The organism is Niabella aquatica (assembly GCF_054779315.1).
Genome location: NZ_BAAGYM010000006.1, coordinates 59299 through 80552 on the forward strand (window position 1 = coordinate 59299; position 21254 = coordinate 80552).

At 41.5% G+C, this 21254-nt stretch carries 19 protein-coding genes; 8 read left to right on the top strand and 11 right to left on the bottom strand.

The features are described from left to right. Nucleotides 1–76: 76 nt before the first annotated feature. A complete protein-coding gene (locus tag ACYVBM_RS06115; RefSeq protein ID WP_460684748.1) occupies nt 77–652 on the top strand; it encodes a YciE/YciF ferroxidase family protein in 576 nt (191 codons plus the stop codon). A gap of 378 nt (nt 653–1030) precedes the next feature. Here the strand turns inward: ACYVBM_RS06115 and ACYVBM_RS06120 are convergent, their stop codons facing one another. The 9 genes from ACYVBM_RS06120 to ACYVBM_RS06160 all read right to left on the bottom strand — a co-directional run bounded on the left by ACYVBM_RS06120 (nt 1031) and on the right by ACYVBM_RS06160 (nt 9712). Beyond that, nucleotides 1031–1630 (bottom strand): DUF4142 domain-containing protein, encoded by a 600-nt coding sequence (locus tag ACYVBM_RS06120; protein WP_460684749.1) that lies wholly within the window; start codon nt 1628–1630, stop codon nt 1031–1033. A 15-nt stretch (nt 1631–1645) separates the two neighbouring features. Next, complete coding sequence (locus ACYVBM_RS06125; RefSeq protein ID WP_460684750.1) at nt 1646–2506, bottom strand: SDR family oxidoreductase; 861 nt, start codon at nt 2504–2506, stop codon at nt 1646–1648. Nucleotides 2507–2568: 62 nt separating this feature from the next. Continuing rightward, the gene (locus ACYVBM_RS06130; RefSeq protein ID WP_460684751.1) at nt 2569–3060 is read right to left on the bottom strand and encodes a hypothetical protein; all 492 of its coding nucleotides are present in this window, start codon (nt 3058–3060) and stop codon (nt 2569–2571) included. A gap of 291 nt (nt 3061–3351) precedes the next feature. Next, nucleotides 3352–3825 (bottom strand): hypothetical protein, encoded by a 474-nt coding sequence (locus tag ACYVBM_RS06135; RefSeq protein ID WP_460684752.1) that lies wholly within the window; start codon nt 3823–3825, stop codon nt 3352–3354. Nucleotides 3826–3979: 154 nt separating this feature from the next. After that, a complete protein-coding gene (locus ACYVBM_RS06140) occupies nt 3980–4147 on the bottom strand; it encodes a hypothetical protein (RefSeq protein ID WP_460684753.1) in 168 nt (55 codons plus the stop codon). A 316-nt stretch (nt 4148–4463) separates the two neighbouring features. After that, nucleotides 4464–5639: an amine oxidase gene (locus ACYVBM_RS06145; RefSeq protein WP_460684754.1), complete on the bottom strand. Its 1176-nt coding sequence runs from the start codon at nt 5637–5639 to the stop codon at nt 4464–4466. Then, entirely contained in the window at nt 5636–6793 is a 1158-nt protein-coding gene (gene glf / locus ACYVBM_RS06150; protein ID WP_460684755.1) for a UDP-galactopyranose mutase, read from the bottom strand. The genes ACYVBM_RS06145 and glf overlap by 4 nt, the downstream gene beginning before the upstream one ends. Before the next feature lie 11 nt (nt 6794–6804). Next, on the bottom strand, nt 6805–7932 hold the full coding sequence (locus ACYVBM_RS06155; RefSeq protein WP_460684756.1) for a glycosyltransferase: 1128 nt from the start codon (nt 7930–7932) through the stop codon (nt 6805–6807). A 217-nt stretch (nt 7933–8149) separates the two neighbouring features. Then, on the bottom strand, nt 8150–9712 hold the full coding sequence (locus ACYVBM_RS06160; RefSeq protein ID WP_460684757.1) for an FAD-dependent oxidoreductase: 1563 nt from the start codon (nt 9710–9712) through the stop codon (nt 8150–8152). Between the two features lie 69 nt (nt 9713–9781). Between ACYVBM_RS06160 and ACYVBM_RS06165 the strand changes: the two genes are divergently transcribed. Continuing rightward, on the top strand, nt 9782–10129 hold the full coding sequence (locus ACYVBM_RS06165; RefSeq protein WP_460684758.1) for a hypothetical protein: 348 nt from the start codon (nt 9782–9784) through the stop codon (nt 10127–10129). A gap of 16 nt (nt 10130–10145) precedes the next feature. Here ACYVBM_RS06165 and ACYVBM_RS06170 read toward each other — a convergent pair whose 3' ends face one another. Next, nucleotides 10146–11990 carry a chloride channel protein gene (locus ACYVBM_RS06170; protein ID WP_460684759.1) on the bottom strand — a complete coding sequence of 615 codons (1845 nt, stop codon included), beginning with the start codon at nt 11988–11990 and terminating at the stop codon, nt 10146–10148. Between the two features lie 494 nt (nt 11991–12484). On the opposite strand from ACYVBM_RS06170, the gene ACYVBM_RS06175 reads away from it, so the two are divergent. The 4 genes from ACYVBM_RS06175 to ACYVBM_RS06190 all read left to right on the top strand — a co-directional run bounded on the left by ACYVBM_RS06175 (nt 12485) and on the right by ACYVBM_RS06190 (nt 16171). Further along, a complete protein-coding gene (locus ACYVBM_RS06175; RefSeq protein WP_460684760.1) occupies nt 12485–13528 on the top strand; it encodes an agmatinase family protein in 1044 nt (347 codons plus the stop codon). A 91-nt stretch (nt 13529–13619) separates the two neighbouring features. Then, a complete protein-coding gene (locus tag ACYVBM_RS06180) occupies nt 13620–14162 on the top strand; it encodes a hypothetical protein (protein WP_460684761.1) in 543 nt (180 codons plus the stop codon). A gap of 117 nt (nt 14163–14279) precedes the next feature. Next, nucleotides 14280–15578, top strand: coding sequence for a radical SAM protein (locus ACYVBM_RS06185; protein WP_460684762.1), 1299 nt, complete (start codon nt 14280–14282; stop codon nt 15576–15578). Nucleotides 15579–15685: 107 nt separating this feature from the next. Beyond that, nucleotides 15686–16171 (top strand): CAP domain-containing protein, encoded by a 486-nt coding sequence (locus tag ACYVBM_RS06190; protein ID WP_460684763.1) that lies wholly within the window; start codon nt 15686–15688, stop codon nt 16169–16171. Between the two features lie 187 nt (nt 16172–16358). Here ACYVBM_RS06190 and ACYVBM_RS06195 read toward each other — a convergent pair whose 3' ends face one another. Beyond that, nucleotides 16359–17390, bottom strand: a complete 1032-nt coding sequence (locus tag ACYVBM_RS06195) for a dipeptide epimerase (protein WP_460684764.1) — start codon at nt 17388–17390, stop codon at nt 16359–16361. A 190-nt stretch (nt 17391–17580) separates the two neighbouring features. Here ACYVBM_RS06195 and ACYVBM_RS06200 point away from each other — a divergent pair, with 190 nt between their 5' ends. Both ACYVBM_RS06200 and ACYVBM_RS06205 read left to right on the top strand, forming a co-directional pair. Then, nucleotides 17581–18048: a hypothetical protein gene (locus ACYVBM_RS06200; protein ID WP_460684765.1), complete on the top strand. Its 468-nt coding sequence runs from the start codon at nt 17581–17583 to the stop codon at nt 18046–18048. A gap of 313 nt (nt 18049–18361) precedes the next feature. Then, on the top strand, nt 18362–21223 hold the full coding sequence (locus ACYVBM_RS06205) for a glycoside hydrolase family 2 protein (RefSeq protein ID WP_460684766.1): 2862 nt from the start codon (nt 18362–18364) through the stop codon (nt 21221–21223). Nucleotides 21224–21254 lie beyond the last annotated feature (31 nt).

The window sequence follows — 21254 nt, forward strand, 5'->3', positions numbered from 1 at the left end:
TAGGACAGCATTACTCTTATCATATACATTTACTTAGAAACGTTCTTTTGTATTTCGAACTTCAAAAACAAAAATTATGGCACAAACAAATTCAGACAAAACAGGCACATCCCCAAAAAGCACGGCAGCCCAGTCCTCTGCTCCTTCTTCTAAAATGAGAAACAGTGAGTTTCACCAGTTTTTTGTAGATGAGCTCAAGGATATTTACTGGGCAGAGAAACACCTGTCCAAGGCGCTCCCCAAGATGCAAAAGGCCAGTACCAGTAGTGAACTGGCTGCAGCATTTGAAAAGCATACACAGGAAACTGAAAGACATGCAGAAACACTTGAAGAAATTTTTGAGCTTTTAGAAGAAAAAGCGGTTGCTGAAAAATGTAAAGCAATGGAAGGCCTGACAGAAGAGGCAGAAGAAATCATATCGGATACCGAAAGCGATTCTTCTACCCGGGATGCAGGCTTGATTCTGGCTGCCCAAAAAGTAGAGCATTACGAAATTGCAACTTACGGAACACTATACGCATTTGCACAGCAAATGGGACATACAGATGTTGCAGAATTATTACAGCAAACATTAGACAATGAAAAAAGCACAGATGTAGCGCTTACAAAAATTGCAGAAAGTTTTATTAACGAGCAGGCAACAGCAGAATAAGACGGTCCGGTTTTTAATAATTTTTTTACCTGCCCTGTGAAGGAGCCATTTTGATTATAAATGGCTCCTCTTTATTTTATTTAATATCTGCATTCCATCATTTATGTGTAAAAACATGGTTGCCTGCAAAGTATTGAAGAAGCTGCACAGGAGAGTATGCCCTCATTTTTTGAAAAAGCTCAGCAGGGGAATTAGCTAACGTGATTAAACACATCTGAAAAACCAGTGCAAGTAATGCTCGGTATAAATAAGAAGAAGGCCTGTCCGGTAAATCACAAAATTTACTGAAAGGCCATCTGCTCCTGGAATGCTTATTGAAACGATGAGGTATTACAACTTTTTAAAAAAGCGGCACTACAAGAATGCCCATTGATAAAATCATCTCGACTTCTTTATAGTACTGTCTATCTGCCGGGCATGCTGAAGATGCAGCTCTAATACAGGAAGCTTGTCCGAGGCCCATTGCATCAGGTCGGCATTGGCACCATTATCCGCATATTTACGGAACTGGTCAATATCTTCCTTATGATCAGATACCATGAAGGACATATACTTTTTATCGAACCGGTTGCCGGTGAGTGAGCTAAGCTCTTCATACTTTTTCTTTTTTTCATTACTAAGAGAATCAGGAAGTGTAATACCTTTCTCTGCTGCAAGTGACTTTAACTCGTCATTAGCTTTAGAATGATCCTGAACCATCATCATTCCAAAATCCTTTACATTCTGCGAACCGGCATTACTCTGAGCCAGGTTACCCAGCTCTACTTCCATTCTGCCGCCGTCTGCAGCAGCCACCGCAAAATCTGCATCTTTTTCAAGTACATTCGAAGAAGGGCCTGCAATGGTATCCCTTTTACTGAATTTTTCTTCATTAGATTCTTCAGCCGCTTTCTTGCTATCCGGCGCTGTATTGCAAGCCTGCATGATCGCCCCTATAAACAGCATCATTCCTGCCAATTTAAAATAATATTGTTTCATAATATATTGTTTTAATTATCCGTTAATAATTTCTCCCCCGTTAGGGTGTAATACCTGCCCGGTCATAAAGCTGGCATCTTCACAAGCAAGGAACAAATAGCAGGGAGCAATCTCGTTAGGCTCTCCCGCCCGGCCCATGGGTGTATCGCTTCCGAAAGTGGCCACCTTTTCATTGTCGAAAGAAGAAACGATCAAAGGAGTCCATACAGGGCCCGGAGCTACTGCATTTACCCGTATCCCTCTTTTTACAATGCTACCGGCCAAACTCCTCGTAAAGCCTACAATAGCACCTTTCGTTGCTGCATAATCTATTAATGAAGGGCTGCCCCTGTACGCAGTCACGGAAGTAGTATTAATAATACAACTCCCTTTTTTCATATATCCCAGTGCGTATTTCGACATCCAGAAACAGGAGAAGAAATTTGTATAAAAAGTTTTCAGCAACTGCTCTGTGTTAACATCTTCAATGGAAGTTTGATCCCATTGTGTTGCGGCATTATTGATCAGCACATCCAGGCTGCCAAGATCTTTTATTGTTTCTTCAATTACTCTCCGGCATTCTTCTTCTTGGCTGATATCGCCTCGCAACAGTTTGCAATAGCCTCCTTCTGAAATAATGAGCTGTTGTGTGGCTATTGCATCTTCGTCTTCATTTAAGTAAACAATTGCCAGTTTTGCTCCTTCTTTAGCAAATAATAAAGCGACTGCCTTACCAATGCCGCTGTCTCCACCTGTGATCAATACAGCCTTACCTTCCAGCCGCCCGCCTTCATAATGCCGGGGACTGCTTTGAGGTTGCGGATGCATATCCTGCTCGATTCCCGGTTTTTCCTGCACCTGTCCGGGACGCAATTCTTCTTTTTTTTCCTTTTCCATTATACAGCTTTATAAGTGAATTGATTTAGGGGGCATTATACCCTCTTTTTTACAAAAATGCTTTAACGCTGCCCTCTGGATCCCCTTCCGGAACCGGTATTACCGCCATGAGATGCTTTGCCGCCTTTTTTTGCAATTTGGGTACGCTGTGCCTTGCTCATAGCCGCAAAGCCTCTTTTTGACCCTCCGCTTGATGAAGAGCTGCCAGATGAGCCACTATTACCTCTGCGCCCCGATGAAGAAGATCCGCTTCTGCCCGATGAGCTATTCCTTCCTCCTGATGCCCCACGATTGCCCTGGCCCCTTCCAGGCTCCTGCTCATTTTCATTTCCCTCATTATCTTCGTCATCATAATCATCTTCACCCTGGTCATGACCTTCTGTTACTTCATAATCATCATATTCATCTTCATACTCTGAAAAATCATCGTCATAGTCATCGTCTTTGTTGGCATCATCAAAACCGTGCTTATAACCCAGCTTATAAACTTCTTCGAATACGGAATTAACTGATTGATTGCCCCGGCTGCTTCTGGAACTTTGCTTTGCTTTCATAGAAAATAAATTTTAAGTTTAAAATAATTGAATATCCTTCCTGGTATAAATCAAGCAATGAGCCAATTACCTGCTGCCCCTGAAAAGACGCATAAAGACAACAATAAAAATGTTTCTTTTAACAAATTACCGGGTACTGTTGGAATATAGATCAGGACAAGCGGCAAATATTGCAACACAACGTGTGGAAAAGGCACCTCAGCTTTTTTATGCCAAGACCAATAATATAAAAGGCCGGAACTTTTTGTTCCCGGCCTATTTTAAGTGTGACGTATAAGGAGCCTTAACAGATCATTTATTATCAGAAAGACTGTATTCGTTATTCTCTTCATCTTCTTCACCCCTGTCTTCATCAGCATCATCTTCCTCCTCGCCGGGCACGTCCAGGTCTTTTCCGTCTCTGTCGGTATGTTCATTTAATTTCTCCCCTTCAAAATCTTCATTATCCAACCCGGCTCGGTCCAGATCTTCATCATCCGCAGTATGAATCATTTCCGATGCTTTGAGCAGTTCCCGCTCCTCTTGTGTAACATCAGATATATTATTTGTCAGCTGATCTGTTTCGTCCACGTCAATAACGCCGATACCTTCCTCATCATCAGAGGCGATGGTCAGGTTTTCAGCCTGACTGCTTTCCGGAGGTTTCACATTTTCCTGCCCGTCAATATCTTCTATATCTGGTAAATCTATTACAGCCTTATCAGGTCTTAACTCTTTTTTATCTTTTTCCGAATCGGGTAAGTCGGTTACATTGAAGTCTTCCATATATTTATTTTATATTTCAAGATCAAATACAATACCAATATGATATGGTGCAGTTACGATCTTTTTACGCCCTGGGATCCAGTAAACACGCTACGGGTCTTATTGTTCAATCTTAAAGGGGATCGAAAACATAAAGCTCCGATCCCCATTAAAACTAATCTTTTCGGGACGTTCCCTTTGCGGTCTTATCAGTGTCTTTACTTCCCTTTGTTTGCCTGGAGCTTCCTTCTTGAGAAGATTTACCGTCTTTTCGGTTTTGGCCGGAATGAGCAGTAGTTTCAGATTTCTGATCTTTCTCTTGCGATTCGTTGTTCTTTTTCATAAAATCATTTTTAGGTGAGTAATTTTAGATAATAAAAGCAATTGATGTACCGGTATTGACTGCACCTGAAAAGGATAAATATTTTTATTGAAGATCAGTACCTTAAGTTTGCTGGCAGTACTTCAAAGACAGGATAGCGAAAGGTTTCCTTTTTTAGCCAGTGTAAAAAAATGCGCTTCTCCGGTAGCTCCTGTGTAAATGTATCCACAGTTAGCGCTATCAACATTCAATTACAACCAGTATATACAAGCATAGAAAGAAATCTTGCTTCAATGATCGCTGTAGAATGGCCTGGTATAGGTGTTCTTAACGGAGATTATATAGTAATGGGCAAAGAGGCGCTGTTAATAAATGGAGACAGCTGCAGCTGGCATTGCTTTATAGCATGTGCATAAGGCTCATATAACGTACGCGGCAGGCTTTCATGGGTCTCGTCAATATCCCAAATACCCGAACGATGCCACAGAGACGGAAAGTCCCAGTCGGGTCGGTCGATCAGCGGATAAATACAGATACCCCAGAACGGTATATCCTGTGAGAGGATCTTTACACATTCAGACGTGACATTTTTTATCCAGAGAGGACGGTCTTCTTTCGGATGGCTGGTTTCAGTAAGCACAACTGGCCTGCGGTATCTTTCATACACTTCCTTTACCTGGTCACTTAAGTTACGGTAACCTAACTGCTTATCAGGCGCTTTCCAGTCAAGAATATGATTGAAAGGATAGGACCATTGACAATTATAATAATAATCCAAACCAATGATATCCAGGTATTCGGGCCGTCCGCCCAATTCCGGGCAAATTTGCCCTGTAAGCATTTCCAGCGTTTGATACTGATAGCTGTTCATTAGTTGCACTATACTTAATGTATCAGCATCATCTCCATCCGCAACAATATTAACGAGCGGTTCTACAGTCAGAATAATAATAGCCGGATCCATTTCTTTCATCGCTTGCACGCCTTCAATAAAGGCCTGCATTAAATGATATTTTACTTCCCAACCTTTAGCCGTACAATATGGACTTGTTGCGGCCATCTCTCCGCCCAGCCAGGCAATAAAATTCACTTCGTTAATAGGTGTAACAATCAGCGGCCCTTCTTTGTTGATGCGCCTGTACATTTCAACAAAAGACCTGCACAAGGCTACAAATCTTGCGGTCAGGTGCGGATGTAAAGGTGTAATATCTGATGGCAGCCCAAAATGACAAAGGTCAAAAATGATCTGCTTACCTGACTCACCTGCAATGCGGATCATTTGTTCAGTGTACTGCCAGTTATAAATGTAGGGATATTGTTCTACCAGGCTCCACCTGATACCTTCTCTTATTGTTTTGATGCCAAACTGATCCAACAACCCATAATCTCCAGTTAGCTGGCTGTCATGTCCGGTAAGGGTTAAAAGATCTGCCCGGTTCCCATACCGGTTAATCATATCACAACACTCATACCCTCCCATCCAAAAGCTTTTAAACGGGCTGACATGGATCATAGCTTGTGATTAAATCCGTTTAGCTTATGGTTTCCGTTTGTAAACTCCTGAAACGGTATTTTTTGCATAGATGCCATCTTTTTGAACAAAGTGAGCGACTGTGCCACCACCTGATCCATATTATAATATTTATAAGTGCCCAGGCGGCCGGTAAAATACACATTCGGAAAGGATTGGGCCAGCGCTTTATACTTGTTATACAGGGCCTGGTTTTCTTTCCTTGGTATAGGATAATAAGGATCACCATTATCTGTAGGATACTCGTAAACAATAGTGGTTTTAGGATGTACCTGACCTGTGAGCTTTTTAAATTCTGTAATTCTTGTGTATAAATTTGTCTGCGGATAATTAACCGTAGCGCAAGGCTGAAAACTTTCTGTTTCCAATGTTTCAAAAGAAAAATCAATTGACCGGTAGGGCAGTTTTCCATAACAATAATCAAAAAAATAATCTACAGGCCCTGTAAAAATCGTAGCCTTGTGAGGTAAACTATCCTTCACATCCTTATAATCTGTATTTAGCATGATATGGATGTTCTTATGCGATAGCATATTGTTGAACATTTTAGTATATCCGTGCAAAGGCATGGCCTGGTAAGTATCTGTAAAATACCTGTTATCCCTGTTATAACGGGCCGGTACCCGGGCAGTTACCGATGAGTCCAGCTCTGAGGGATCCATATCCCATTGTTTTTGGGTATAGGTCTTAAAGAACTTTTCATATAGGTCCTTTCCTACACTGTTTACTACCACGTCTTCGGCCGTAGCAACAGATACTACATGCTCTGAACGGCTTTTCAGGTAAGTTTCAACAGAAGAGGTATCCAGGTTCAGGTTATAAAGTGCATTAATTGTATTAAGGTTAATAGGCACCGGTACCAGTTGCCCGTCAACGCTGGCCAGCACATGATGTTCATAAGGGCGCCATTGGGTGAACTGGCCCAGGTATAAAAATATTTCCTTGGAATTGGTATGAAAGATATGAGGGCCGTATTTATGCACCAAAATACCCTGCTCATTATAATAATCAAAAGCGTTACCGCCTACATGATTTCTTTTATCGATAATTAAAACTTTTTTGTTAAGCTGAGAAGCTAATCTCTCCGCCAGCACACTACCGGCAAAACCACATCCCACTATCAGGTAATCGAACATATTTGTATAATTTAATTAAACTTTATTGATTCAGTCATCAGGTCATGCATAGCCGACCAGGTAATATCCCAGGACATGGTGTCCAGAAAGGCATCTATCCTCTGAGATCTGTAAATATTGTCAGCGTATAGCTCTTCTTCTCCACACGCAATAAACTCTTGCGCGTTACCGGCTATACGCACAAAGCCTAGCCTGCCATATGGCTCTACCACATCCTGTATAGGCGTTCCAATAACAGGCTTACCCGCAGCCAGGTACTCGGGTGTTTTAGTAGGACTGATAAACTTTGTAGATTCATTTATAGCAAAAGGCAATATGGCCACATCCCAGCAGCTGATATAGGCTGGCAGTTCTTCGTATTTCTTTTGCCCCAGGTAATGAATATTTTCTCTCTTAGGCAAACAGGCTTCATCAATTTTTACTACAGGTCCAATTAAAACAAAATGCCAATCCGGCCTGAGCTGTGCCACCTCATTAATGAGGTTGATATCGAAACGTTCATCAATTACTCCGAAAAATCCAAAGCGGGGGTAGGGTATTTTATTTTGATCAGGAGCATCGGATTGTAATAGCCGGGCTTTATTAAAGTGGCACTTGTCTATACTGCTCGGGAAGCAATAAATATTCGAATGGGATTGCTTTTTTTTGTGTTCATACAGGCTGGTTCCACCGGTAAAAATAATATCTGCCTTCGACAACAATTCTTCTTCAAGGCGCAACAATTCAGGAGGTGCATATTTAAAAGCGGAGAGTTCATCCATGCAATCATATACAGTAAATACAGGAGCGAGCTGCCTGCTAAACGGCAGCGCCATAGGTGTATAATACCATAAAATATAATCGGTGATGTTAAGATCAGCAAACAGTTGCTGTAAAATATTTTTCATTACCTGGCTCACATCTCTTGTACCCTCTTCTTTAATGCCGGGAGTAATGATAATAACTCCTGAACTGTCATAGCAAAGAGCGTAATTATCGTCGTCCTGTACAAAAACAGGCTCTTCAATGTATATAGTGCGATAAACATCGGTGAACCGGCTGATCAGATGCTGAGGCCGCTGATAAACAAAATACCACCTCAAATGAGAGAATACGATTAAATCTGTTTTTTGCATTTTCATATGAATGAATTGGGTCATTGATATATATTATTATATAGGGATACAACAGGGCTTAAAGAAAACTATATCAATGAATCATTTAAACAATTCCTGTGCCTTAAGTACTTATTCAGGAAGCGTTAGGTATTACAGCAGCATTGTACCTGTGTCGTAGTTTGTTTTCATGTAAATACGGGGAACATTGTTCTACAGAGTTTTAGAGGAGTGTAATTATTTCCTCATAAAGAAAATAAGGTTAGCTTATTGCTGATGGCATCAGTATGCTGTCATCATTTCCTGAAGGTTCTATAAGGTTAACGCGCTCGAGGTCTTTTACTGCTGGTGCATTTATAACTTTTCCGTTTATACTAAATCTGGACCCATGGCAGGGACAGTCCCAGGTTTTCTCAGCACTGTTCCAGGCAATATGGCACCCGGCATGAGAGCACATACTATTGATCGCATGCAATACGCCACCATTATCCTTATACATGGCATAGGAATTACCATCGTATTTTACAACTTTTGCCTCGTTATGATTAATTGCAACCAATGTTCGGATTTTTTCAGCAGGAAGCTTACCTTTTATAAAATGGGAAACAAAGTCTGCACCTTGCGCTACCAATTTACTGAAGCCTGCCAAAGGCTTTATTCTGGATGGGTCGAACAAAGACTGATACGGATGCTCATGGGCATTAATCAGCGCAGTGAGCATACATCCCGCAAGGGTTCCGAAGATCATCCCGTTACCATTATAACCGGTAGCAACATAGGCCCGGCCGGATCCGCCGGGCAAACGTCCTATATAAGGTAAACCATCCACCGGTTCGTAATATTGCGAAGACCAGCTATAGGCAATAGTGTCGATGGGGAAATAATATTGAACATGTTTCTCCAGCTCCCTGAATACTTGTTCTGTATCTTCCCCGTGTCCGGTCTTATGATCTTTCCCGCCGGCTACTAAGAGCTTCTCCCCGTTAATAGTATGGGTTCTGTAATAATGATAGGGGTCGTTCAGGTCATAACCTAGAGCATCAGGATAATGAGTCTCTTTCAGCCTTACAGCCAGTACGTAACTGCGCCACGGAATTAAGCGAGAGTGAAGAAAACTGGCGCCCGGAGGCGTATGTGTAGCATAAATAACATGCCTGCATCTGATATTGCCTTTTGAAGTATCTAACGTTAAAGTATTATCGTGTTCTTTTATTTCCTGCACCCTTGCCTCTTCCAGGATGGTACCGCCCATTTTTACAAATGCCGATGCCAGCGCACGGATATATCTGACCGGGTGGAACTGAGCCTGACCGCTGATCCTGGCCTGGCTTTTAAAGGGAATGGGAAAAACGATCTTAGTGCTTCTGCTGATGTCTATCCCTGCCTGCTGGCCACTTTCTATAATACGGTCCAGCTTCTTTTCATGTGATTCGTGAGTTGCAAAAAGATACGCTTCCTTTTCTTCAAAGTCGCAGTCTATATTATACTTCCGAACATTTGCTTTAATAGCTGCGATGGCTTCTTTTCCCGCTTCTGCAAGCTGGCAGGCCTGGGATAAACCAAACTTTTTAATAACCTCATCATAGCTGCAATCAAAAAAAGTATTAAGGTGTGCTGTAGTGCCACCGGTTGTTCCATAAGCGATATTATATGCTTCCAGCACAATGCAGCTTTTATTGGATGCCTGCAGTTTTTCAGCACAGGTAATACCGGTGATCCCTCCGCCTACAATGGCTACATCATATATGTCTGCAATAGCCGAAGGCTCATCGAACCGTCTTATTTCTGGCTGCCATGCACTTTGCATTGCCCCGTCTCTGTTCATATCATTCTTTTAAAACAATGGTTATTCATATAAAGAACATATCACTTCATAATATAGGTAAAAGTTCTCTTGAAGAGTACCTTGTATAGCAATACCGTTAAGCAGGCTAATAAACGCTACCAGAGAGTTGCTTTACCCGGTGTATCGCTTCGCTTATTAAAACGTGTATTACAGCATTTGCTGATCAATAATAAAGCCATGAGCAATAAGCATAGACTATACCTTACTTTTCCCTTCTGCCTGGCAGATTTTTTCCCGCTGTTTCTCTTATATGTGGATTTTTTTCCGCACCTGCTAAAACAGCACAAAAAAAAACCGCACAATATTGTGTCAGGTGGCCCATCCCGTGTACGACCCAATCAGAGATTTGTCAGCCAGCATTTAATTGGTATGAGGCCAGATCCGGTAGTTCCGTAAAGTTTCAACGGAAATGTTATTCTGAGTAAGTTTGCAACTGTTTCCGGTAATTAATAAGAAGCGTCGGTTTAGATATAAAACCGGTAAATTTTTCCTGCGCATTAAGTACGGGCAAGTACCAGGCATCTGTTGTATCAAACTTTTCAACAACTTCCAGCATATCTTCATTCTCATACACTATTGCAGGAGGCATTTTCATAAGGCTGGAAATGCTAAAAGATTCGGGATCGCTGGCAAAAATCACAGGCCTTAAATCATCTATAGTTATCATACCTGAAAATTTGCCTGCCTCATTTACAACGGCAAAAACATTCTTGCTGCCTGTTTTTACCATACCCAGCAGTTTATTTATAGAGGCATCGATCGAAATGATCTGTGGATCTTTATCAATCATATCAACTATCTGAAGTCTTGTAATAAGATTCCTGTCATGTTCATGGGTGAAAATCTTTCCTTCGTCGGCCAGTTTTTTTAAGTCAGGAGACACGGGAGAAAAGCGTTTAGCCACCAGGTAAGAAATCACAGATACAATCATCAGCGGAATAAACAGATCATATCCAAAACTGGATTCAGCGATCAGAAATATAGCAGTTAGAGGTGCATACAAAACGCCACTCATTACGCCTGCCATGCCCGCCAGCACCAGGTTGGTCTCTGGTACGTGGCTCAAGCCCATAAGTTTGCAGAGTTGGGCAAAGAGATAACCTAATGTTCCCCCTGCAAATAAAGATGGTGCGAAATTACCCCCGTTACCACCACTGAAGATCGTTATAGGTGTCGCAAAGGCTTTAAGGAGGCAAATAAGTGCCAGGAAAATAATAATCGACCAATCCTTCAACTCAATATAACGAAAGAAACTATTATTGATCACAAATTGAACATGACCATTAGTGAAAGACTTGATCACATCATAGCCTTCACCAAAAAGAGGTGGCAGTAAAACGCATAATATAGAGAGCGCCGCACCTCCTGCCATAGCCCGTTTCATTTTTGAAAGATGAAGCCTTTTTATAAAATGTTCTACTTTTTGAGCTACCACAACAAAATACCTGGCATAAAATGCAGTAAGCAGGCCTAACGCCAGGTAAAAAAGAATATTGTTATAATTAAATGGCTCGCGCGCATGAAAACGAAACAATACATCTTCCTGTAATATTATTTTCGATACCAGGCTACCACAAACGGCTGCCACAACCAAAGGAACAAAATCTGAGAAAACAACACCCGTTAATAATATTTCAAATGCAAACATGATTCCTGCTATAGGTGCATTGAAAGCGGATGCAATACCTGCTGTAGCTCCTGCGGCCAACAGTAAGGTCCTTTCTTTATAATTCAGCTTATAGGTTTGAGCAAAATTTGCTCCTATGGCAGATCCTGTAACTGCAATAGGGCTTTCAAGACCTGCCGAACCACCAAAAGCCACCGTTACGGCACTCTGTATTATTTGTGAATACATTTTTACCGGAGAAACAATACTCGAATTACGGGCAATTTCATAGAGAATAGCTCCAATGCCTTTTCGGTCCTGCCCTTTAAAGAAGGTAAGTACAATTGCCGTAGTAAGCACAATACCCAGAAAAGGAAATATTATGTAAAAAAGAATCTGGTATTCAAAGTGTATCTTATGTGTGATCAGGTAATGAATATAATGAACAAGGGCCTTAAGAGCTACACCGGCAAGACCTGCTGTACAGCCCACCAAAATACCTGAAAGAATGAGAAACTGGGTTCTGTTCATATGGCTTTTCAACCAATATAGCAGTACCTCATAGCTTTTGACTTTTTTAATGCTGTAACGGGTAAAGTCTCTTTTAAATCTTAAAAAACTGTGATATTTTCTTAAATAAGTTTTTCTCACTCCGCCCCTGTTTTCGTAACAAATGGCCCAAAGATATCAAACTAATCGAGGTTTCAAAAAGAACAGTTTCTCTATGCCCGGTCGGGCACACAAATTGAACCTGGCAGATGCAGCTCTTTATAAGCTGAAATATGTATAGCCCATTCGTATCTGCGCGAATGGTAATGGCTGGCATGTTGTAGTTGGGGCATGCAAACACATCTTTAAATTATAAGCCCGCAATCATTTTGTTCAGTCCACTTTTCCAGATTTTAACGTAGATGCTGTACCTTCTTTGTAATCGTTGCGTTCCTATGGATTTACAAATAACCAGGCAAAAAGTCTGAAAAACTGAAATAATTATAAAAGTAAGGGCAGTTATGATGAAACGCTGCAAGGAACAATATAAGAAACCTTCATAATCGGATGCATTTGACCAGTACCTCCATGTCCTCTTTATAGCTTTTTAAACATAAACAATGTATCTTGCACCCCTTTTAAATATTTTTTGAGCGATGTTAGACTTAAAAAATTTCGATCAGAACGCCGTCAGCAACCCTGAAAATAATATTTTCGGCCTGCCCAGTACTGAAGAAAATGCCGAACTGGTCATTATGAGTGTCCCCTGGGAAGTTACAGTAAGTTACGGATCGGGAACCGCAAAAGCTCCCGAAGCTATCTGTAAAGCCAGTATGCAGGTAGATTTGTACGATCCCCAGTTCCCTGATACCTGGAAAAGAGGTTTTTATATAACTCCCGCTGATAAGCAATTACAGCTCAAAAGCTCCTATTTGAGAAGAGAGGCTGAATTATATATAGATTATATTTCCCGCGGAGAAGAACTTGGGGCCAACCAGTTTATGTGCAGAACCATCAAAGAAATTAATGCTGGCGGCCATTACCTGAATGACTGGGTGTATAAACAGGCAAAAACCTATTTAGATAATGGCAAACTCGTAGGACTGCTGGGAGGTGACCATAGCACTCCATTGGGCCTCTATAAGGCGCTTGCAGAAAAACATGAGGAATATGGGATTTTGCAAATAGATGCCCATTGCGACCTTAAAATAGCTTATGAAGGCTTTACCTATTCACATGCCAGCATTATGTATAATGCACTGACCGAAGTTCCCCAGATCAGGAGCATCGTACAGTTGGGACTCAGAGATATCAGCCAGGATGAATGGGAGTATATTCAAAATAGTAACGGAAGGGTTATTCCTTACTTCGACCAGGACATGAAGGAAAGACTATTTACGGGAGATACTTTTAAAAATATTGTGGATGAACTAATTGGCCGGTTACCTCAGAAAGTACATATCAGCTTTGATATTGACGGGCTCGATCCTAAACTTTGCCCTAATACAGGAACACCTGTTCCGGGAGGACTTGAACTGGAAATGGTCTTTTACCTGTTCCATGAAATATTAAAAACCGGGAGACAAATCATCGGCTTTGACCTGGTAGAAGTAGGTGTTGGTGATACAGAGTGGAACGCCAATGTAGGTGCCAGGGCACTATTCAAGCTTTGCAATATATTAGCATGTTGTAATCATTGATAATTATTATATCTAATAAAATTTTATATATTTATTTTAAACAATTTATAATTAATGATTTAAATATTTTATATTAAATTTAAATTCAATAATGTACCGGTTTACTATACCTAATAAAAAAATACTGACTTACCAGGTATTTGCTTACGGAATAATTATATTAAACTTGCTGGGCTTATTTTTCGTGCAGCCAGTTGCTGGAGAAAAAAAGTTTAATATAGTACCCGCCATGATAGCTGTTGTACTTATTATTTTATGGGATATATACCGGTACAAAAAGAAAGGCTCGCTGCAATCTATAGGTATACTGATTTTATTATGCGGTATCTTTTGGATAAATATAGGCTATCCCTATTTATTATTACTGGATATTCTTTTATGGGCCTTATATATGATTTCCAAAAGAAAGCTGGTCATTACTGCAGATGCTGCGGGTATCGTTTATCCTTCTTTTCCTGAAAAAAAGATAGGCTGGGACGATATCAGTCATATGATCCTGAAAGATGATATCTTAACGATCGATCACAAAAACAACAAAATTTATCAGCATATTATTGAATATACAGGTAAAGAAACAGTAAATGAAGCAGAATTTAACGACTTTTGCAGGAAACAGCTCATAGTGAATGGTTGATTCATGTCGTTTTCTTGAAAATACAGGTGGTAACACCGCAACTACATTAAAACGCTGAATAAATAACATTAATGAATAGCCAATTCACTACTTACTATTCACAGATAAATCACTCTCATGTCATTATGTTCATCCCCGTTTATTTTATATTCTGACGGAAAAGGAAATATTTTTGAAGATACTTCTCTTTACGTAACAGGCCGCACAGGCTGGGATGCCATGCCTATACCTCATGATGAGTGGATCGAATTACCTGAGGGAGGGTCTTTATATGAGCTTCCCGGGCGCAGAGGAATTGGTATTGATGTAGAAACCGGTGAAATGCGGCTTTGTGAGAAAGGCTGGGCCGTAGCCGCTTTTATCCCTCCTGCGCACACAGGTTTTTATTTATCCGCTTACGAAACAGCAAAAGATGCTCCCACACTTCCGCTTTTTTGTTATACTGCTGTTGGATGGCTTAACGAAAAATTTTATGTACCTGCCGAAAGAATTGAACAGGACATCAGGCAGGAATGCGGGGGATTTGATGCGCATAAGATAGAACATGGTGTAGATCACTTAATAACTGCCTACCCTCACAACCGGCTGGTAAAGCACCTGGCAGAAAATTGTGCGCTTACCTATCACTGTCCTGCCGCCCGTAATTATTTCATGGGCCGCTGGGAATGCCCTGTACCGGCCTCCCCGGCCTGCAATGCCAATTGCGTAGGATGTATTTCCCTTCAGCCCGATGAAGAAATGATCGTCTCCACGCAGGACCGGTTAAAATTCAAACCTTCGGTTGAAGAAATAGTAGAATTCACTGTTCCGCACCTCGAAACAGCGCCCTATCCGTTGATCAGCTTTGGCCAGGGATGCGAAGGAGAACCATTACTGATGTGGGAAACCATCGAAAAAGCAATTATCGAAATAAGAAAACATACAGATAAAGGCAGCATCAATATTAATACCAATGGTTCTAAACCCGATGCAGTAAAACGTTTATGTGAAGCAGGACTTAATTCTATCCGCGTAAGCACCAATAGCGCAAGACGTGAAATTTACATGCCTTACTATCGTCCTAATAATTACGAATTTGAAGATATTATTGAAAGCCTGAAGGTTGTAGATAGTTTTGGGGGCTGGACTTCTATTAACTATTTCGTTTTTCCCGGCATGACAGATAGTATGGCCGAATATGAAGCATTACGAAAACTGATCAGGGATACAAATCTTAAAATGATACAGTGGCGTAATTTTAATATTGATCCTGACTGGTACCTCGGAAAGATCGGAGTTGCTGATACGGGCGATTGTTTGGGTGTAAAAGAGCTTTTGCTGGAGATACGCGATGAATTCCCTGATCTGAAATACGGATACTTTAATCCTCCCATGGAGCGTATTAAAGGAAATTATGAAGCAGATTTTGCCCACTAGCGCTCTTTACATACAAAGTTCCCATCCAAATTCAGCCGGTTTCCGTTCGGTTGCAGGAGCAATTTTTGAGGCATCATATTAGCAACTTATCGTCAAAACCATTGGATATGAAGTTTTTTTTATTACCGATTCTTGCAGGTATGGTAATCTTGTCAGGCGCCTGTTCCACCCGTACCCATGCACCAGGTTCATCCGCTGCATCTGCCCGCGACCTGTTACAGGCTATTAATAAAGTTAGAGCGAGAGGGTGCAAATGTGGCGAAAGCGCTATGCCGCCGGTACAAGCGCTTCAATGGAACAATAAGCTGGAAGCAGCAGCACAAAGTCATAGTGATTATATGAGCCGCAATAAAACTTTAAACCATACCGGGGCTAAAAGATCCACACCCGGCAACAGGATCAGCGCTGCCGGTTACAAATGGAGCTTTATTGCAGAAAATATTGCCATGGGGCAACGCAGTGTAGAGGAAGTGATGCAAAGCTGGTTGAGCAGCCCCGGCCATTGTAAAAACATAATGAGCAAAAAGGCGACCGAGATAGGTGCTGCAAAAAGCGGTTTATACTGGACGCTTGATTTTGCGGCTCCGCTGTAAGTATTTCTTACAGAAAAGTATATTGGGTGCAATGCTGTCTCGAATGACGGAGTTTTTCATCCGGTATGAGGTTGCTATACAAGTGATTCTCCGCATTAATTCAGCCTGCTTTAAAATAAATTAAAAAATATCAGTATTTTCATTTCGAAAGCGAGGACAAATTATTACCACTATTAATTAATATCAATTATATTGTTTTATAGTATAACCCGCTATACTCCACTCCTAGCCCTGGCCCGTTGCTATATACTATTTTGCCATTATCATAACCAATACCCGTAGCAACATCTTCCTCTAAAAGCAGGGGACCATCCATATCCAGGTAATCCACCTGCGGGGCTAAATGGGCCATGGCGGCTGATCCAATAGTACTTTCATTCATACAACCAAGCATTACCTGCAGACCGCGTTTACGGGCATCGGGAATCATACGCAATGCCGGTGTAATGCCGCTGCATTTGGTCAGCTTTATATTAATACCATGAAAATAGCCTTCGCATTTGGCTACATCCTTTTCAAATACACAACTTTCATCAGCGAACAATGGTATGGTCGATGCTTTATATAAAACCGCCATATCTTCCCAGTTATCTTTAGCCAATGGCTGCTCTACCAGCTCAACTCCCAGGTCTTTCAACTGTGGAATAAGCTGTAAAGCCGTTTCAAGATCCCAACCGGCATTGGCATCTACCCTGAAAATGGCATCTGTTTCGGCCCGCAAGGCTTTTACAATAGCAATATCATCAGCAGTACCTACTTTTATCTTATAAACAGGCCAGGGTTTTTCCTTAAGCTTGGCGGTCATCTTTTCCACGCTGTCGATGCCAATCGTATAATCTGTTGCCGGGCTTTTCGTAATATCTCCATTCCATATTTTATACAGTGGCTTACGGGTCATCTTACCAAAAAGATCCCAGGCTGCTATATCCAAAGCACCAACCAGGAAGGGATTTTGAGGTAACAGGTGGTGCAAAAAATGCCAGTACCTGTCCGGCTCTGTAAACGCAAACCGCTCTATCATCATCTGTTTGGCATGCAGATCTTCTATCATCTTTTCAACCGTGATATTATAGTAGGTTATGGCAGGCGCTTCACCATAGCCCTTTATGCCAAAATGCTCCAGCTCTACAATCAATGTAGGCTGGTGGGTTTTAGTACCCTTGGAAATAGTGAACGGATGACGGAATTTTAAATGAAAAGGATAATAATTGAGCTTCACCGGGGTTTATTTATATAATAAAATACCAAAATTATTGAAAACAAAATTCCTGTTGCATTTTTGTTGCCTGTTGCGTCTAAAAAAAAGTAAATTCAGGTCAAAAATGTACCGGTAACCTCCCGCAGGGGTATCGGGATGAACAAGTAAGTGGACAGCCTCCCTGCCCTGATCGAAAACAAAAAATACACCGATGAAAATAATAATTTCGTTATTGCCGGCCATTACAGTATTCATTTTTTCCTGCGCAAAAAAGCAGGTGCTGTTTTCTGACAGCGAATTACAAATAAGTCATACTACCGTTTGTGGATGGTGCGCCCCGGGAGACTCGCTGACCATGGGCAAAGAAAATACTGTTTTTATTTATCTTCCTTCTTCATGTGATAGCAAAGGGCAAAGCAAAGTACAGGAAACCAATAATGCAGAATGGAACGAACTGATATCACTCCTTAACAGGGAAAAGTTCAATAGCATCGGCCTGAACGTTTGCAATGTATGTGCCGATGGCTGCGATGCCCGTGTTACTATCAGGCAGGGTAACGCTTCTCATTCTATCTCTTATGGCAATATTAACAACGAAGCAGTAGCTTCTATCAGGCTTTTTCTTGAAAAACTAATTGCAATACAAGCCCGTTACAAAGCAGCCTATTCACAAAAATAGGCTTATCCGAAGAATATAAACGGCTGTTATTGGTCACAGAACGGACACTGTATGAACTGTACAATGGCTTCCAAAATAACAGATTTATCCTCGTGTTCAAAAAACGTCCCTCCTCATCTCAGGATACATCAGGATGGCCTAATTAAAAACGTTCTCTACTTTTAGCCGCAAAGATCAATGATCATAACGCTTGTTTGTAACTGGCAAATACTATGAGCCTTTATCAAAGGCAAAGCCCTTTATTGCATTCAAAAGTTTTGCTATACTATTGATCATTGATCATTCACAAGGTACAATTCTAAATTTTGTTTCTATGAACAAATGGTTAAACATCCTGCTTTTTAGCCCTGTATTTTTTTATGGCCGGGAGGCTGCAGCACAGCAGAAGCAGATTCAATATCTTTCCGGAACAGGTAATAACCACACCATAACCTGGGATTTTTATTGCACAGGTGGCCGTAATAGCGGCTACTGGACCCCAATAGAGGTCCCTTCGCATTGGGAGCAACAGGGATTTGGCACTTACAATTATGGACGTGATTATAAAACTTATGGCAAAAACTTTCGTTTTGCAGATGAAAAAGGAAGGTACCGCTACCATTTCAACGTTCCCGCTGCCTGGAAAGGCAAAGAAATATTTATTGTATTTGAAGGCAGCATGACAGACACTGAGCTAAAAATCAATGGCAAAACGGCCGGCACCAGGCACCAGGGTGCTTTTTACAGGTTCAAATATAATATTACGGATAAACTTCATTATGGCCGTTCCAATTTGCTGGAAGCGGAAGTAAGTAAAATGTCTGCAAACACGTCTGTCAATAATGCAGAGCGCCTGGCTGATTATTGGGTATTGGGTGGGATTTTCAGGCCGGTTTACCTGGAAGCTGTAAATAAAGAATATATTGATTACGTAGCTATAGATGCTAAGGCCGACGGAAGTTTTAAAATGATGGCTTTCCCCAAAAACCTGCAACGGGCTAAAACCATAGTCGCCGAAATTAAAGACGCCCGGGGAAATACAGTAAGCACTATATCTGTTAAAGCTAATAAAAGCGACTCAGCCGTTAACCTGCAATCGCTGATAAAATCGCCTAAACGCTGGACCAGCGAAACACCCGATCTGTACTCTGTTGATATTTATTTAAAGGAAAACAATAAAACGATTTACCAGCTGCGGGAAAAGTTTGGCTTCAGAACGATAGAAATAAAACATGGCGAAGGTATTTTTATTAATAATGTGCAGGTAAAAATGAAAGGGGTGAACCGCCATTGCTGGTGGCCTGAAACCGGGCGAACCCTGAATGACAGCTTACAATTGCTGGATGTGAGGCTCATAAAAGAGATGAATATGAACGCCGTACGCTGCTCCCATTACCCTCCTGATAAAAGATTTCTGGAACTATGCGACTCTTTGGGCTTATATGTAATAGATGAGCTGGCCGGCTGGCAAAAAGCCTACAAAACGGAGGCAGGAACCCCGCTTGTTAAAGAAATGGTGCTCAGAGACCTGAACCACCCTTCCATCATCTTCTGGGCCAATGGGAATGAAGGTGGTACGAATAAAGAACTTGACGCCATATTCACCAAATGGGACTACTCTGCACGACCGGTCATCCATCCACATCACAGGCCGGGTAACGATTTTAACGGTATTGACTGTAATCATTACGAAGATTATTACAGCACTAAAAACATACTTAATGACAGCCTCATTTATATGCCTACAGAGTTTCTTCACTCGCAGGATGATGGCGGCGGCGGGGCAGCGATGTATGATTTCTGGGAACTGCACTGGAACGCTAAAAGAAGCGGTGGCGGATTTATATGGGCTTTTTTAGATGAAGGTATTGTTCGCACAGATATGAATAATGTGATAGATGCCAACGGCCTGAATGCCAACGATGGTATTTTAGGTCCGCACAGGGAAAAAGAAGGCAGCTTTTACGCGCTGCGTGAAATATTTTCTCCTGTAAGAATTGAAACTACCACACTGCCTCAAAACTTTACAGGTGCTGTAGAGCTGGAAAACCGTTACCATTTTACCAACCTGAATGAATGCACCTATGAATGGGCACTGATCAATTTTCGTAGCACTTTTGATATGCAATTTGCCGGTTGTACCACTGTAAAAGCCGGCAAGGCTCCGGCGCCTTCCATACAACCTCTTCAAAAAGGCACACTGCAGCTACCATTGCCTGCCGATTACCGAAATTATGATGCACTGCAGCTAAAAGCAACCGATAAATCTGGCAATGAGATCTACCAGTGGACATGGAAACTGAAGGATAATAAAGCCTTGCTTGCAAATATCTGGGGAACACAAAAGGCCCGTGCCTTTGCTTCGGAAGCAGATTCTACCATTATCTTATCCTGTAACGGACTGGAAGTTGCTCTTAACAGGAATACCGGCTTATTATCAGGCGTTAAAAATCCTGTCATCGGACTGGATAACCTCTCGTTCAAAAACGGTCCTTTACTACTAAACGGTACTGCGAAAGTAACGGATGTGAAAATCGCTGAAGATAATGGTGCCGTATCAGCTATTTTTAAATATGAAGGTAATATGAAGTACGTAAAATGGACCATGCAGCAAAACGGCTGGATAGCGCTGGATTATGAGTATGATATCCGTGGCACCTATCCATTTGCCGGCGTCTCATTCAGTTACCCCGAAAACTTTATTCTGGCTGCAAAATGGTTAGGGAAGGGCCCTTACCGGCAATGGAAAAACAGAACGCACGGAACTCCCGTAAACGTATGGCAAAACCTTTACAACAATACGCAGACAGGCTATTCGCCCCTGGTTTATCCTGAATTTAAAGGATATTACACTGATATTACCTGGATGGAGTTGAACACGGTGGAAGGAAAGTTTTATGTAGCCAGCGAAGAGGAGAACCTCTCTGTAAGGTTGTTCAATTTCTACGGTCTGACAGGTGCCAGGCCTTTTCCTGAGCTTCCACAGGGCGACATTTCGTTTTTAGATGCTATACCTGCAATGGGCACCAAGCTGGCTTTAAATATAAGTCCTGACACAAAAGCACTGGGACCGCAAAGCGAACCGGTTACTTTTGATGCCCCTGTAAAAAGGCGCTTATATTTCTATTTTGGCCTGCCTGAAATAAGTAGTGCACAGGAGCAATATAGCCGGCCGGAAGTGGATAATGTATTTTGACAGCTGGTATAAAAAGAAAATTGTATTATGC

What these genes read in the sequence shown, in the direction of transcription:
- ACYVBM_RS06115 (WP_460684748.1), top strand. Translation starts at nt 77, where the DNA reads ATGGCACAAACAAATTCAGACAAAACAGGCACATCCCCAAAAAGCACG.
- ACYVBM_RS06120 (WP_460684749.1), bottom strand. Translation starts at nt 1,630, where the DNA reads ATGAAACAATATTATTTTAAATTGGCAGGAATGATGCTGTTTATAGGG.
- ACYVBM_RS06125 (WP_460684750.1), bottom strand. Translation starts at nt 2,506, where the DNA reads ATGGAAAAGGAAAAAAAAGAAGAATTGCGTCCCGGACAGGTGCAGGAA.
- ACYVBM_RS06130 (WP_460684751.1), bottom strand. Translation starts at nt 3,060, where the DNA reads ATGAAAGCAAAGCAAAGTTCCAGAAGCAGCCGGGGCAATCAATCAGTT.
- ACYVBM_RS06135 (WP_460684752.1), bottom strand. Translation starts at nt 3,825, where the DNA reads ATGGAAGACTTCAATGTAACCGACTTACCCGATTCGGAAAAAGATAAA.
- ACYVBM_RS06140 (WP_460684753.1), bottom strand. Translation starts at nt 4,147, where the DNA reads ATGAAAAAGAACAACGAATCGCAAGAGAAAGATCAGAAATCTGAAACT.
- ACYVBM_RS06145 (WP_460684754.1), bottom strand. Translation starts at nt 5,639, where the DNA reads ATGATCCATGTCAGCCCGTTTAAAAGCTTTTGGATGGGAGGGTATGAG.
- glf (WP_460684755.1), bottom strand. Translation starts at nt 6,793, where the DNA reads ATGTTCGATTACCTGATAGTGGGATGTGGTTTTGCCGGTAGTGTGCTG.
- ACYVBM_RS06155 (WP_460684756.1), bottom strand. Translation starts at nt 7,932, where the DNA reads ATGACCCAATTCATTCATATGAAAATGCAAAAAACAGATTTAATCGTA.
- ACYVBM_RS06160 (WP_460684757.1), bottom strand. Translation starts at nt 9,712, where the DNA reads ATGAACAGAGACGGGGCAATGCAAAGTGCATGGCAGCCAGAAATAAGA.
- ACYVBM_RS06175 (WP_460684760.1), top strand. Translation starts at nt 12,485, where the DNA reads ATGTTAGACTTAAAAAATTTCGATCAGAACGCCGTCAGCAACCCTGAA.
- ACYVBM_RS06180 (WP_460684761.1), top strand. Translation starts at nt 13,620, where the DNA reads ATGTACCGGTTTACTATACCTAATAAAAAAATACTGACTTACCAGGTA.
- ACYVBM_RS06185 (WP_460684762.1), top strand. Translation starts at nt 14,280, where the DNA reads ATGTCATTATGTTCATCCCCGTTTATTTTATATTCTGACGGAAAAGGA.
- ACYVBM_RS06190 (WP_460684763.1), top strand. Translation starts at nt 15,686, where the DNA reads ATGAAGTTTTTTTTATTACCGATTCTTGCAGGTATGGTAATCTTGTCA.
- ACYVBM_RS06200 (WP_460684765.1), top strand. Translation starts at nt 17,581, where the DNA reads ATGAAAATAATAATTTCGTTATTGCCGGCCATTACAGTATTCATTTTT.
- ACYVBM_RS06205 (WP_460684766.1), top strand. Translation starts at nt 18,362, where the DNA reads ATGAACAAATGGTTAAACATCCTGCTTTTTAGCCCTGTATTTTTTTAT.